The sequence below is a fragment of the Baekduia sp. genome, assembly GCF_035685985.1.
Lineage (GTDB): Bacteria > Actinomycetota > Thermoleophilia > Solirubrobacterales > Solirubrobacteraceae > Baekduia.
This window is the reverse complement of sequence record NZ_DASRZV010000036.1, coordinates 15,081-28,458: the sequence shown is the minus strand read 5'-3', so window position 1 is coordinate 28,458 and position 13,378 is coordinate 15,081. Positions and strand designations below refer to the sequence as shown.

The 13,378-nt window shown below is 73.1% G+C and carries 11 protein-coding genes; 2 read left to right on the top strand and 9 right to left on the bottom strand.

The window, feature by feature from the left end; translation table 11 throughout:
- Window positions 1-3: 3 nt before the first annotated feature.
- Genes VFG42_RS24430 through VFG42_RS24405 form a run of 6 tightly spaced genes read right to left on the bottom strand, consistent with a single transcriptional unit; the run spans window position 4 to window position 6,543 of the window.
- Entirely contained in the window at window positions 4-1,206 is a 1,203-nt protein-coding gene (locus VFG42_RS24430; protein WP_324911456.1) for a cytochrome P450, read from the bottom strand.
- Window positions 1,203-2,777, bottom strand: coding sequence for a GMC family oxidoreductase (locus VFG42_RS24425; protein ID WP_324911455.1), 1,575 nt, complete (start codon window positions 2,775-2,777; stop codon window positions 1,203-1,205). The genes VFG42_RS24430 and VFG42_RS24425 overlap by 4 nt, the downstream gene beginning before the upstream one ends.
- A gap of 22 nt (window positions 2,778-2,799) precedes the next feature.
- Window positions 2,800-3,660 (bottom strand): SMP-30/gluconolactonase/LRE family protein, encoded by an 861-nt coding sequence (locus tag VFG42_RS24420; RefSeq protein WP_324911454.1) that lies wholly within the window; start codon window positions 3,658-3,660, stop codon window positions 2,800-2,802.
- A complete protein-coding gene (locus VFG42_RS24415; protein WP_324911453.1) occupies window positions 3,657-4,508 on the bottom strand; it encodes an LLM class F420-dependent oxidoreductase in 852 nt (283 codons plus the stop codon). Before VFG42_RS24415 ends, VFG42_RS24420 begins: the two co-directional genes overlap by 4 nt.
- Window positions 4,505-5,869, bottom strand: a complete 1,365-nt coding sequence (locus VFG42_RS24410) for a 4Fe-4S dicluster domain-containing protein (RefSeq protein ID WP_324911452.1) — start codon at window positions 5,867-5,869, stop codon at window positions 4,505-4,507. The genes VFG42_RS24415 and VFG42_RS24410 overlap by 4 nt, the downstream gene beginning before the upstream one ends.
- On the bottom strand, window positions 5,869-6,543 hold the full coding sequence (locus VFG42_RS24405) for an ABC transporter ATP-binding protein (RefSeq protein WP_324911451.1): 675 nt from the start codon (window positions 6,541-6,543) through the stop codon (window positions 5,869-5,871). Before VFG42_RS24405 ends, VFG42_RS24410 begins: the two co-directional genes overlap by 1 nt.
- 59 nt (window positions 6,544-6,602) lie before the next feature.
- Here VFG42_RS24405 and VFG42_RS24400 point away from each other — a divergent pair, with 59 nt between their 5' ends.
- A complete protein-coding gene (locus VFG42_RS24400) occupies window positions 6,603-7,013 on the top strand; it encodes a nuclear transport factor 2 family protein (protein WP_324911450.1) in 411 nt (136 codons plus the stop codon).
- 28 nt (window positions 7,014-7,041) lie between these two features.
- On the opposite strand, the gene VFG42_RS24395 is transcribed toward VFG42_RS24400, so the two are convergent.
- Window positions 7,042-8,220: a serine hydrolase domain-containing protein gene (locus VFG42_RS24395; protein WP_324911449.1), complete on the bottom strand. Its 1,179-nt coding sequence runs from the start codon at window positions 8,218-8,220 to the stop codon at window positions 7,042-7,044.
- A gap of 81 nt (window positions 8,221-8,301) precedes the next feature.
- On the opposite strand from VFG42_RS24395, the gene VFG42_RS24390 reads away from it, so the two are divergent.
- A complete protein-coding gene (locus VFG42_RS24390) occupies window positions 8,302-9,132 on the top strand; it encodes an SDR family oxidoreductase (RefSeq protein ID WP_324911448.1) in 831 nt (276 codons plus the stop codon).
- A 4-nt stretch (window positions 9,133-9,136) separates the two neighbouring features.
- On the opposite strand, the gene VFG42_RS24385 is transcribed toward VFG42_RS24390, so the two are convergent.
- Window positions 9,137-11,869: an ABC transporter permease subunit gene (locus VFG42_RS24385; protein ID WP_324911447.1), complete on the bottom strand. Its 2,733-nt coding sequence runs from the start codon at window positions 11,867-11,869 to the stop codon at window positions 9,137-9,139.
- A 102-nt stretch (window positions 11,870-11,971) separates the two neighbouring features.
- Window positions 11,972-13,366, bottom strand: coding sequence for a 4Fe-4S dicluster domain-containing protein (locus tag VFG42_RS24380; protein WP_324911446.1), 1,395 nt, complete (start codon window positions 13,364-13,366; stop codon window positions 11,972-11,974).
- Window positions 13,367-13,378 lie beyond the last annotated feature (12 nt).

Genomic DNA, 13,378 nt, shown 5'->3' with positions numbered 1-13,378 from the left:
CGTTCAGGCCGCGCTCACCGGGACGGCCTTGGGCCCCCGGATGAAGAAGTTGGTGCCGAAGTCGATGTCCTCGGGCACGTCCCACTCCGGCAGCCGGTCCAGCAGCTCGTTGAGGAAGATGTCCGCCTCCAGCCGCGCCAGCGACTGGCCGAGGCAGTGGTGCAGCCCGAAGCCGAACGCGTAGTGCTGCTTGGGCGCGCGCGTGACGTCGAACCGCGCGGGCTGCTCCCAGCGCGCCGGGTCGCGGTTGGCGGTCGAGAACATCAGCCCGACCGTGGCGCCCGCCGGGATCGTCACGCCGTGCACCTCGACGTCCTCCCGCGCACGGCGCGGGGTCATCATCGTGATGCCGCAGTGGCGCAGCACCTCCTCGACGGCCGCCGGGATGCGGTCGCGCTCGCGCTCCAGCAGCGCCCGCTGCTCCGGGTGGCGCGCGAGCATCAGCACGCTGTGGGCCAGCAGCTTGGACGTGGTCTCGTAGCCGGCGAAGACCAGCGAGGCGATGTTCGCCGCGCGCTCGTCGAGCGACATCGTCGCGGTCGCGCCCTCCGACGCGGCCCGGCCGATGACGTCCGGCGTCTCGACCCCGTCGCGGCGCGCGATCTCGGCCCGCAGCGCGTCGAGCATCTCGTCGCGCGCGGCGAAGGCCTCCGCGAGCGTCCGCTCCCGACGCCGCGGATCGCTGTCGATCATCGCCTGCGGGATCCGGGCCATCTCGTCGCTCCAGCGGCTGTACTCCGCGCGGCGCTCCGGGCCGATGCCCATCAGCTCGGTGATGACGAAGGTCGGGATCCGGCGGGTGACGGCGTCGACGAGGTCGACGGCCTCCCCCGCGCGCACGCGCTCGGCGAAGGCCTCCACCAGCTCGGCGACCATCGGCGTGATCATGGCGCGGTAGCCCTGGACGTGGCGGCGGTTGAAGTCCGGCGACCAGACCGCGCGGATCGCGTCATGGCGCTCGTCGTCGAAGCCCTGCATCACGTTGACGCCGAACGTGCCGACCTGCCACTCGGCCGGGAACTCGAAGACGTGCGGGCGCGCCGCGCACCACTTGATGTCGTCGAACCCGATGACCATCCACAGGTCCATCGCCTCGTGGTGCACCACCGGGCCGATGCCGCGCAGCCGCTCCAGCAGCGGGTAGGGGTCGGCGACGACCTCCGGCGCGAAGAAGTCCTCCGCGGTCGTGTGGTCCTGGACGCTCATGCGACCACCGCCGCCTCGGGCCGGGCGGACGCGATGCCGCGCACGAGGTCGGCGCCCTTCTCGCCGATCATCGTGACCGGGGCGTTGGTGTTGCCCTGGTTGACCTCGGGCATCACCGACGCGTCGATGACGCGCAGGCCCTCGACGCCGAGCACGCGCAGCTCGGGGTCCACGACCTCGTTGATCGCGCACGTGCCGCAGTGGTGGTGGGAGACCTGGACCATCTTGCGCACGAACGCGTCGACGTCCTCGTCGGACTTCGAGGCCGGGACGAAGGCGGGCTTCGTGATCAGCCCCGCGTAGGCGCGCTGCTCGGACAGCTCCATCAGCCGGCGGATGCCCTCGCGCATCACGCGACGCTCGCGCTCGTCGGAGAGGTAGTTGACGACCATCCGCGGCTTGGAGAACGGATCGGCCGTGCGCAGCGCCAGGCGGCCGCGCGAGCGCATCTTGGTGGGGTAGCCCGCCATCGAGAGCCCGTGCTCGGTCACGGCGTTGGGGCCGCGCCACATCGCCGCGATGCCGAAGATCTGGAAGTCGGGGGCCTCGGCGTCCGGCGTGGAGCGGATGAACCCGCCGACCTCGCCGACGTTGGAGGTCAGCGGCCCGCGGCCCTCGGTCTCGAAGCGCGCGACGTTCTCCGGCGTGAACGCCGAGATCAGCGACTCCCGCTCGGTGTGGAAGGTGATGATGCAGGTCGGGTGGTCCTGCAGGCCGCGGCCGACCGGCAGGTCCTGGCGGACCTCGATGCCGAAGGGCGCCAGCTCGGCGGCCGGGCCGATGCCCGACAGCATCAGCAGCACGGGGCTCATGATCGCCCCGGCGCAGACCAGCACCTCGCGCGCGGCGCGGTACGTCTGGACGTTGTTGTAGCGGAAGGTCTCGACGCCGACGGCGCGATCGCCCTCGAAGAGGATCTTGAGGACCTGGGAGTCGGTGACGAGGTCCAGGTTGGGGCGGTCGAGCACCGGATGCAGGTAGGCCTTGGCGTTGCTGCAGCGCCGCCCGTCGCGCTGCATCAGCTGGTAGCGCCCGACGCCCTCCCAGGTCGCGCCGTTGAAGTCGTCGTTGGCGGGAAGGCCGGCCTGCTCGCAGGCCTCCAGGAAGACCGGGCTGAACGGGTGGTTCGAGCGTCCGTCGGAGACCGTCAGCGGTCCGTCGCCGCCGTGGAAGGCGTCCGCGCCGCGCTCGTTGCCCTCGGCGCGGCGGAAGTACGGCAGGACGTCGTCGTAGCCCCAGCCGGTCGCGCCGTAGGCGGAGGCCCAGTTGTCGTAGTCCTCGCGCGGCCCGCGGGTGTAGCACATGCCGTTGATCGAGCTGGTGCCGCCGATGACCTTGCCGCGCGGGACCGTCAGGCTGCGGTCGTCGAGCCGGTCCTCGGTCTCGGTCGGGAAGTCCCAGTCGTAGCGCGTGTGGAAGACCGTGCCCGACGCCAGCGGCATCTGGATCTGCGGCGACTCGTCCATCGGGCCGGCCTCGACCACCAGCACGCGGACGTCGGGGTCCTCGGTCAGCCGGTTGGCCAGGACGCAGCCGGCCGACCCGGCGCCCACGATCACGTAGTCGTACATCTCGTCTCCTCCGTTGGGACAGCTAGGCGTTGATGAGCAGCACGCGGCCGCCCTTGGCCGCCGTGACGGCCGTCGTCGCGCCGTCGGGCGACAGCGCGACGTTCGTCGGGAAGCAGCCTTCCGGCAGCGCGATGGCCGCTCGCGGACGGCCGTCGGCCGCGAAGACCTGGACGTCGTGCGCGTCGGTCGCGGCGACGAGGACGGTGCCGTCGCCGGCGATGGCGAGGCCGTCGGGGTGGCCGCGGTCGAGCTTCGCGAGCGGCTCGGGCGCGCCGAGCCGCCCGTGGTCGTAGGGCAGCCGCAGGAGGCGCGCGGTGCCGGTCTCGGCGACGATCAGCGCGTCCGCGTCCGGGGTGAAGCCGAGGCCGTTGGGGTAGCGGATGCCGTCGGCCTCGACGGTGACCGCGCCGGTCGTCGGGTCCAGCGCGCGGACCGCGCCGCCGGGTCCTTCGGCGTCCAGCGCGGAGCCCTCGGGGTCGGTGAACCAGATGCGATGGTCGGGACCCACAACGCAGTCGTTGGGCGCGTGGAGGCCGTCGACGGCGACGTCGTCGACACGGCCGTCGGCGCGCAGCGCCTGGATGGACGGGACGGTGGGGCGCTCGGAGCGCGTCGGCGCGTGGCCGCCGCCCTGGGCGATCCAGATGGTGCCGTCGGGCGTCTGGCAGAGGCCGGTGGGGTTGCCGCCGGGCTCGGCGACGACGAAGGCGAGCGCCTCCGCCCCGCCCCCCTCGCGCGCCCCTTCCGCGTCCTCGCGCCCCACCGCGTAGATCAGCCCGCGCGACACGCTGACGACCAGCAGCCGGCCGTCGGCCGTCCACAGCGGCCCCTCGGTGAAGCCGAGGCCGGCGGCGGCGACGGCGATCGAGCGCGCGGCGCTCACGCCGCCAGCCCCGTCGCCGCCGCGCGGTCGCGCAGCGCGTGGACCTCGCGCAGCGCGCCCTCGCCCGGGTCCACCAAGAAGACCGCGCGGTCGGCCCCCATCGCCGCGTAGCGCTCCAGCGCCTCGACGCGCGCGAGCATGATCGACACCGGCCGCGGCCGGCCGTCGCCGGCGTCCACGCGCGCGTTGAGCTCGTCGATCCGCGCGCCCAGCGCGCCGAGGTCGCGCTGATGGCCGGGCATCCAGCCGTCGCCGAACGCCAGCACCCGGTCGAGCACGGTCGGCCCGCCGCCGCCGACCAGCACCGGTGGGTGCGGGGCCTGCGCGGGCTTGGGCCATGAGTAGATGGGGTCGAAGTCCACGAAGCGCCCGTGGTACTCGGCCCGCTCCTGGGTCCAGATCGCCTTCATCGCCTCGACGCGCTCGCCCAGGAGCGCCATCCGCGTGCGCGGGTCGGTGCCGTGGTTGCGCATCTCCTCGCGGTTCCAGCCGGCGCCGACGCCGAGGACGACGCGCCCGCCGGAGAGGTGGTCGAGCGTCGCGACCTGCTTGGCCATCAGGATCGGGTCGCGCTCGACCGGCAGCGAGACGCCGGTGCCCAGCCGCAGCACCGACGTCGCGGTGGCGGCGGCGGCCAGCGTGACGAACGGGTCGCACGTGCGGTAGTACTCGCGCGGCAGGTCGCCGTAGGGCGGCATCGGGTACGGCGTCGCGCGCGCCACGGGGATGTGCGTGTGGTCGGCCAGGAAGAGCGACTCGAAGCCGAGCTGCTCGGCCTCCTGGGCCAGCCGCACCGGATCGACGCCGTCGTCGGTGGCGACGATCCCGATGCCGAGCTTGAGGCTCACTCGCCGTCCGACGGCGTCGCGACGGGCTCGGGCTCGGGCTCCGGCTCGGGCGGCGCGGGCTGCTGCTGGCCGACCGGCACGACGCGGGTCTTGTCGAACACCCAGCCTTCGGGGCGCAGGGTCTCCGCGCTCATCCGCGGCTTCTGGCCCGGCCCGTAGTAGCGGCCGTCCATCGGCCACGTGAACCCCTCGAGCTCGTCGGTGCCCTTGCCCAGCACCGCGCCGGTCTTGTTGTAGTGGTCGTAGACCTTCTCCAGGCCGTAGCGCTGGACCGGGCAGACCTTCATGCAGACCGCGCAGCCGTGCGCCTGCGCGACCATCGGGAAGCAGCGCTCCGGCTTGATGGAGGCCTTGGTCACGCCGCGCTTCTCCTTGCGCGCCTTGGGGATCGCGCCCGGCGGGCAGCGCCGCACGCACAGCTGGCACTCGTCGCACAGCTTCGGGATCCCGTAGTCGACCGGCTGCCCGACCGCGACCGGCGCCATCGTCGTGATCAGCGCCAGCCGGCAGCGCGAGCCGGCCTGCGGGGTCAGCAGCTGGCCGTTGAGGCCCAGCTGCCCCATGCCCGCCTGCACCGCGTACTGGATGCAGATCGCCTCCTGGCTGCCCCAGTCGTTGGGCCGCGTCTCGTACCCGAGCGACTTGACGTACTCGACCAGCGGCGCGATGCGCGCGTTGACCTGGCCGTAGGCGCGGAACGCCGCGCGCTCGGCGCGCGAGCTCGGCGCCGAGTTGGTGGCCTTGAAGTCCTGCTCGAGGATGCAGATGATCATGTTGGCGCCCTCGGGCGGCGCCGGGTACTCCGCGAGGTGGTACTTGCCGTCGGCCTTCGCGAAGCCGACCTCGCTGATCCCCAGGCGCTTGCCCTCGGCCCGGATCAGCGCCGACAGCTCGGCCGGGGTGCGCTCCACCGCGCGGGCGGCGAGCGGCCGGTCACGGGCGGCGTCCAGCGCGCGGATCGCGCGGCGCAGCGCGGGGTACGGCGGGACGAGCCACGTCCACGAGTGCTGGATCGTCCAGAACATGGCCTCGTGGTGCATCTTGTTGAAGTCATGGAGGGGTCGCTCCTCGAACGCCCGCCGCTCGGCCTCCGGGTCGCGCAGCGCGCCGGCGTAGGACCGCAGCTCGGCCGGCGTCTCGATCTTCGTCTCCGGCCACACCGGCGGTGTGGCGAAGCGGCTCAGCCAGGCGGGCTTGGGCGGGATGTGGCGCATCCACGCGAACCGCTGCCCGGCCAGCATCGCCTTGCCCATCGCGACGGTGATCGGCCCGAAGAGGTGGTCGAGCGCCTCGACGACCCGCTCCTTGCTCCGGCGCGCGAACACGACCGGCGCGGCGTTGCTCCTGCGGCCGGCGCCCATCAGAGGTACAGCGCCTTCAGCACGGCCTCGTCGGCGCGCAGCTCCTGCGAGGTGCCGCCGCGCTCGACGCGCCCGCGGCGCATCAGGTAGGCGCGGTCGACGACCGGCAGCGCCATGTGCACGTGCTGTTCGACGAGCAGCACGCCGGCCCCCTGGTCGGCGGCCTTGCGCAGCGCCGCCAGCAGGCGGCGGACGATGATCGGGGCCAGGCCCATCGACAGCTCGTCGGCCAGGATCGTCTTCGGCTCGGCCGCCAGCACGCGGGCCAGCGAGAGCATCTGCTGCTCGCCGCCCGACAGCAGTCCGGCGCGCACGCCGATGCGCTTCTCCAGCTCGGGGAAGCAGGTCAGCGCCACGTCCGGCGCGCCCTGGCCGAGGCGGAGGTTCTCCATCACCGTCAGGCTCGGGAAGATCGTCCGCTCCTCGGTGACCAGCCCGAGGCCCTGCTGGCAGCGCCGGTGCACCGGCAGCCGGCAGACCGCGTCGTCGACCAGCACGTCGCCGGCCAGCGGCTTGATCGCCCCGGCCAGCGTCATCACGGTCGTTGACTTGCCGGCCCCGTTGGGCCCGGCCAGCAGCACCATCTCGCCGGCGTCCACCTGGAGGTCGAGGTCGCGGATGGCGGGCACGCCGTGGTAGCCCGCCGAGAGCCCTTCGGTCTTCAACAAGGTCATGGCGTGACCGATCGTAACCAGGTCCAGGGACTTCCGTCAACAGTAGTGTTGCCGAATCGATGACCTCGCCCGAGACCGAGATCCGCGCGGTGCTCGCCCGCTACGGCATGACGCTGGACCGTCGCGACTGGCCCGGGCTGCGCGCCTGCTTCCACGCCGGCGCCACGGTGGACTACGGCCGGCTGGTCCAGGGCACCGTCGACGACCTGCTCGCCTACCTGGCCGCCGAGACCGCGACGCTGGAGCAGACCATGCACCTGCTCTCGACGTGCGTGATCGACCCCGACGGCGACGACGCGGCCGCCGCCGAGACCTACTGCGTGGCCGAGCACCGCGGGCCGGCCGAGCACGCCTGGTGCCGCGGCCAGGTCACCGCGTGGGTGCGCTACCTCGACCGCTTCGAGCGCCGCGGCGGCACCTGGGCGATCGCGCGGCGCCGGGCCGTGGTCGAGTGGACGCGCGGCGGCTAGTGTCGTGATTCATGAATGAATCACGACACTAGGCCGCCCCGCGCGCCGCGTCGGCCACCGCGCGCACCGCGTTGCCGATCGCGGTCATCGGGTGCTCGTCCTCGTCGCGCACGGGATGGTTCGTGAACATGCGGTTGTGGCAGATCGCCACCGCCAGGCCGGACTCGACGTCGGCCCAGCCCAGCGACCCGCCGGCCCCCGGCTGGCAGATCACCGACGGGCGGTCGCCGATGCCCGCCTCGGCCAGCGGGTAGGGCCCGCCGATCCAGAAGCCGCCGCGGCCGATCAGCGGCACCAGGCCGAGGACCTCGTCGAACTCCTCGGGGTTGTCGCGCCGCGCCGGGAACGCGCGCACGCGCTCGGGGCTCAGCAGGCGCACGCCGTCGAGCTCGCCGCCGTTGGCCAGCATCGCCCAGAAGCGCGCCTCGGAGCGCGCGGTCGTGATCGCGCCGCTGGCGGGCAGGCACGCGCGCCGCAGCGTGCGGCTGGCGTAGATGTCGGGCGCGGTGAGCGACCCATAGGCCTTGCCGCGGCCGGGCGCGAGCGTGTCGGGCGTCGGCCCCGCGTAGGCGCCGACCAGCGCGGCCAGGCGCCCCTCCTGCTCGTCGGGCAGCCCGACCCACGTGTCGGCGCAGCCCAGCGGGTCCAGGATCTCCTCGCGCAGGAAGCGGCCGAACGGCCGGCCCTCGGGGTCGGTGCGCCGCACGACCTCGCCGAGCATCCACCCCATGCTGCGCGCCTGGTAGGTGCTGCGCTCGCCCGGCGGGTAGAGCGGCGCGAGGTCCGCGATCCCCTGGGCCATGTGGTCCCAGTCGGCCATCTCGGCCACCCCGGTCCCCTGCGGGATGTGCGGCACGCCGGAGCGGTGCGTGAGCACGTCGGCCACGCGCACGCCGTCCTTGCCGTGCGCGGCGAACTCCGGCCAGTAGCGCGCCAGCGGCGCGTCGTACTCGACCAGCCCGCGCTCGGCCTGGACGTGCACGGAGACCGTGGCCAAGGCCTTGGTCACCGAGAAGATCGGGAACAGCGTGTCCGGCCCGACCGGGCGGCCGGCCTCGGGATCGGCCTGGCCGGTCCAGGCGTCGACGATCAGCTTGCCGTCGAGGTAGGCCGCCACCTGGAGGCCGACCTCGCCGAGCTCCACGGCGCGATCGAGCGCGGCGCGGACCGGGGCGGGACAGAGGTCGCTGGGCTGGGTGCTCGACATGATGATGCAACACTAGCGTTGACGGACGCGGGACGGGATGGGATCGTCCCACGCCACCCAACCCGACGAAGGGGAAAGCAAGTGCATCGACTTGATGGAAAGGTCGCCGTCGTCACCGGCGGCGCGGGCGGCATCGGCCGCGGCGTGGCCGAGGCGATGGCCGCGGAGGGCGCCCAGGTGGTCGTGGGCGACCTCTCCGCCGAGGGCAGCGAGGCGGTCGCCGCGGCGATCGAGGCGGCGGGCGGCAACGCCATCGGCCGGCCGCTGGACGTGACCGACCGCGACAGCGTCGAGGCGCTCGTCGCCGAGGCCGAGCGCGTCTTCGGCGTTCCCAACGTGCTGTTCACCAGCGCCGGCATCGCGGGCGCGGGCGGCAAGCTCGGCCTACTCGAGCTGGAGGACGAGACCTTCCTCGACGTGCTCGACGTCAACGTGCGCGGCACGTTCACGATCGCCCAGGTCGTCGCGCGGCGCCTGGTCGCCGCCGAGAAGCCGGGCTCGATCGTCACGGTCGCGAGCACCGGCGCGTCGCGGCCGATGGTCGGCGCGCCCGCCTACCACACCTCCAAGGGCGCGATCGTGAGCCTGACGCGCGCGCTGGCCGTCAACCTCGCCGAGCACGGCATCCGCGCCAACTCGGTCGCGCCGGGCTTCACGATGAGCGAGATGATGAAGCCCCTGCTGGAGAACGAGGAGCGCCACCGCCAGCTGCTGGGCCGGATCTCGCTGTCGCGCTTCGGCTCCCCCGCCGACATCGGCAACGCCGCGGTCTTCCTGGCGAGCGACGAGTCGTCCTACATCACCGGCGAGATCCTGCACGTCGACGGCGGCGTCGTCGTCCACGGCTGGCTGCCCTCCTCCCCGCCGCGCCGGCACACCGTCGAAGGTGAGCCGACGCCGGTCGTGCCCTAGGGCATCACGACGCGGGCGCCGCCTCGGCGACGAGCTCCGGCTCGTCGTCGGGGGCACCGCCCAGGTAGCTGCGCACGACGGCCGGGTGCGAGCGCACCGCGTCGGGCGTGTCGAGGATCACCTCGCGCCCGAAGTCCAGCGCGAGCATGCGGTCCGAGACCGAGGCCACGAGCTGGACGTCGTGCTCGATCAGCAGCACGGCCATGTTCCACTCGTCGGCCAGGCGGCGGATGACGACCGCCAGCTCCTCGCGCTCCTGCTGGTCGAGGCCGGCGGCCGGCTCGTCGAGCAGGATGACCCGGGGGCCCATCGCGATCGTGCGGACGATCGCCAGCAGCCGCCGACGGCCGTAGGAGAGCTCGGAGGGCAGCTCGTGGAGCGTGTCCTGCAGCGAGAACTCGCGGATCGCGAACGCCGCGCCCGGCGTGAACGCCGCGGTCCGCGGCGCGGCGAGGTCGCGCACCCAGTTGCCCCAGCCGCCGGTGTCGCCGGCGACCAGCAGGTTCTCGGCCACCGACATGTCCTCGAACAGCTCCAGCGACTGGAACGAGCGCCCGACGCCGTTGCGCGACCGCTGACGCACCGAGAGCGCTCGGAGGTCCTCCCCGTCGAGGCTGAGCACGTCGGCGCTCGCCGCGGTGAACCCGGTGATCGCGTCGATCAGCGTGGTCTTGCCGGCGCCGTTGGGCCCGATGATGCCGAGCACCTCGCCCGACCTCAGGGTGAAGCCGATGTCCTCCACCGCGGTCACCGACCCGTACTTGACGGTCAGGCCCTCGACCCGCAGCGTCGTGTCCGGCGCGCGGCCCGCGCCCTCGTCCACCACGATCTCCGGGACGCGCGCCCTGCGGCGGTCCTCGCGCGACGCGCGGACGATCCCGAGCTTGCGGCCGAGCGCGCGCCCGTCGTCGATCATCACCTGCAACAAGCCGCTCGGCGCCCGCAGCAGCGCGACGAGCGTCAGCCCCGCGAAGATCACCGGGCCGTACTTCTCGGCGCCGGGCGAGATGTCGGCCAGGATGCGGCTGACGATGCCGCCGTCCTGGCCCGAGGCGCCGATGCCGGGGCCGGCGAGGTAGCCGACGCCGCCGATGACGGCCTGCGAGACGAACTGGATCGAGTCGAACGGGCCGAAGTCGTTGAACAGCGCCGTCGGGAACTGGACGATCGTCAGGATGCCGCCGAGCGCCGCGATGCAGGCCGCGTAGGAGAAGGCCATCAGCTTGGTCCCCTGGACCGCGATGCCCAACGACGCCGCGGCGCGCTCGTTGGCGCGCATGGCGACCATCCGCCGCCCGGAGGTGCCGCGGCGCAGGTTGGCCAGCATCACGCCGACGACGATCAGCAGCACCAGCACGAACAGCGCGAAGCGCTTGGGGTACAGGCCCGGGCTGAGGTCGAGGCCGAACACGTTCAGGAAGCCGATCGGCAGCCCGGCCTCGCCGCCGGTCCAGCTCGACCCGCGCAGCAGCAGCGCGTCGACGCAGACGCCCAGGCCGAGTGTCGCGATCGCCAGGCTGATCCCGCGCGCCCGCAGCGCGGGCAGGCCGACGACGACGCCGATCGGGATGCCCGCCAGCGTGCCGAGCAGGATCGCCGCCCAGAACGGGAGGCCCGCGACGACCAGCTTGGCCATGACCAGCGCGCCGAGGCCGGCGATCGCCCACTGCGCGAGCGACACCTGGCCCGCGTAGCCGGTGACCAGCACGATGCTCAGCAGCAGCACGGCGGTGACGAGCGAGACCGTCATCGCGCTGACCCACGGGTCCGAGAAGACGAACTGGATCAGCACGTACATGATGACCGCGAACGCGGCCAGCACCTTGACGTTGATCTGGCCGGCCGTGACGCGCGGCAGCCGCTCGCTGGCCTCGCTGCGCAGCGGGAGGCGACGGCCGCGCAGGACCACGACGAGGATGATCGCCACGAACGGCACCGCGGTGGCGATGCCGGCGACGTCGACGTAGCGCGTCGCCTCGGTCTGGCTGACGCCGATCAGCATGCCGCCCAGGAGCGTGAGCGGGAACGAGCGCAGGTTGCCGATGACGGCGGCGGCCAGCGCGGGCACGATCAGGTTGGTGGCGTTGTCGACCGACAGGCCGACGATCGGCGACAGCAGGATCCCGGCCAGGCCCGCCAGCGCGCCGCCGACGGCCCAGTTGATCGACGCGATCCGCTCGGGCGCCCAGCCCAGCGTGGCCAGCGCGGGCCGATTCTCGGCGATCGCCGACGTCGCCAGCCCGAAGCGCGTGTACTTGTAGAACGCCCACGTCGCCGCGGTGATCGCCGCGGCCGCGCCGATCAGGATCAGGCGGTCGGAGCCGACCGAGACGCCGAGCAGGTTCACCGCCTTGGTCGGCAGGAAGTCGCGCACCACGTAGGTCTTCTCGATCGGGTAGTGCAGCTTGGCCGCGCCCTGGATGAAGACGAGCGTCGCGAGCGTCGCGACCAGCCGCGTCAGGTTGCTGGCGTCGCGCAGCGGGCGCATCAGCGCGGCGTTGATCGCCCAGCCCAGGAACGTGGCGACGAGGACGCCGACGAGCGCGGCGGGGACGGCCGGCCACGAGGACTGCTCGCGCAGCTCCCAGAAGACGAACGTCCCGATCATGCCGACCGCGCCGCTGGCGAAGTTCACGACGTTGGAGGCGCGATAGGTCAGCACCACGCCGAAGGCGGCCAGCGAGTAGAGCGCGCCGGTCCCGGCTCCGAGCAGCGCGAAGAGAATGACGTCCGACATCGTGTACCTGCTCTCCTCGTTCGACGGAAATCAACGACCCCGCTGACGACCGGCCGTCACGCGGTCGCCGCCGGCCGACTGTAGTGCGGGCTCAACCCGAAGTCAACGCATTTGTTGATTCGACGCTCCGCCGCCCGCCCAGACCCCGTCCGCGGGCGCGGCGCCGTCCGCTCCGACCTCGCCCGGCAGCGGCTTGTACGCGTTCTTGTCGAACGGCCATCCGGGCGGGTTGATGAGCTTGCCGCTCATCGGCGGCTTCTCCCCCGGCCCGTAGGCGCGGCCGTCCAGCGGCCACACGTAGGTCTCCAGCTCGGGCGTGCCCTTGCCGAGCACCGCGCCGGTTCGCGCGTAGTGGTCCTTGACGGCGTCGAGGCCGTAGCGCTGGACCGGGCAGACCTTGATGCACACGGCGCAGCCGTGGGTCTGGGCGAGGATCGGGAAGCACCGCTCGGGCTTGATCGCGGCCTTCAGGACGCCGCGCTTGTCGCGCCGCGTCTTGGGGATCGCGCCCGGCGGGCAGCGCCGCACGCACAGCTGGCAGGCGTCGCAGAGCGCGGGGATGCCGTGGTCGACCGGCGCGCCGTGGCGGATCGGCGCCTTGGTGGTGATCAGCGCGATGCGCGAGCGCGAGCCCGACACGCGCGTCAGCAGCTGCCCGTTGAGGCCGAGCTGGCCGAGGCCCGCCTGCACCCCGTAGTGGATGGCGATGCCTTCCAGCGAGAACGCGTCGGTGCTGCGCGTCTCGTAGCCCAGGCCCTTCAGGTACTCGACCAGCGCGGCGACCTTCGGGAACAGCTCGCCGTAGCTGCGGAACGCGGCGCGCTCGGCCTTCGAGCTGGGCGCGGTCTGGGTCGCCGCCCAGTCCTGCTCCATGACGCAGACGATGATCGTGTCGTCGGGCTCCGGCGCCGGGTACTCGCCGAACGTGTACTTGGGGTCGGCCGCCGTGAAGCCGACGTCGCTGATCCCGATCCGCCGCGCCTCGTCGCGCACGAGCGTCGCCAGCTCGTCGGGGTCGGTGACCAGCGGCTCGCCCGCCGTCAGCGCGTCGGCCGCCCGGTGCAGCGCGCGCAGCCCGGCGACGAAGCGCGGGTAGGTCAGCAGCATCCACGGCCAGGCGCGCTCCAGCGCCCACATCACCGACTCCGAGTGCGTGCGCGTGAAGCTGTGCAGCGGGCGCTCCGCGTAGGCGCGCGCCTCGCCCTCCGGGTCGATCCTCGTGCCCGGGTAGGAGCGCAGCGCCGGCGGCGTCTCCGTGGACGCGTCGTCCCACACCGGCGTGCGCGACCAGCCGCCGAGGCGGGCGGGCAGGCCGGGCAGCCACCGCAGCCAGGCGTAGCGGTTGCCCGAGAACATGGCGAAGGCGAGCTTCTTGGTGAGCGGCGCGAGGCGCGGGTCCAGCCGCTCGATCAGCCGCTCCTTGGCGTTGCGGACGAAGATCGCGGGCCGGTGGTTGCGCGGCACGCGACGATGGCGCTCGGCCGAGACGGGAGGCATGGTCGTGGCGGT

Bases quoted from the DNA above. Each gene is read 5' to 3' on its own strand.
- VFG42_RS24430 (WP_324911456.1), bottom strand. From the start codon at position 1,206: ATGAGCGTCCAGGACCACACGACCGCGGAGGACTTCTTCGCGCCGGAG.
- VFG42_RS24425 (WP_324911455.1), bottom strand. From the start codon at position 2,777: ATGTACGACTACGTGATCGTGGGCGCCGGGTCGGCCGGCTGCGTCCTG.
- VFG42_RS24410 (WP_324911452.1), bottom strand. From the start codon at position 5,869: ATGGGCGCCGGCCGCAGGAGCAACGCCGCGCCGGTCGTGTTCGCGCGC.
- VFG42_RS24405 (WP_324911451.1), bottom strand. From the start codon at position 6,543: ATGACCTTGTTGAAGACCGAAGGGCTCTCGGCGGGCTACCACGGCGTG.
- VFG42_RS24400 (WP_324911450.1), top strand. From the start codon at position 6,603: ATGACCTCGCCCGAGACCGAGATCCGCGCGGTGCTCGCCCGCTACGGC.
- VFG42_RS24395 (WP_324911449.1), bottom strand. From the start codon at position 8,220: ATGTCGAGCACCCAGCCCAGCGACCTCTGTCCCGCCCCGGTCCGCGCC.
- VFG42_RS24385 (WP_324911447.1), bottom strand. From the start codon at position 11,869: ATGTCGGACGTCATTCTCTTCGCGCTGCTCGGAGCCGGGACCGGCGCG.
- VFG42_RS24380 (WP_324911446.1), bottom strand. From the start codon at position 13,366: ATGCCTCCCGTCTCGGCCGAGCGCCATCGTCGCGTGCCGCGCAACCAC.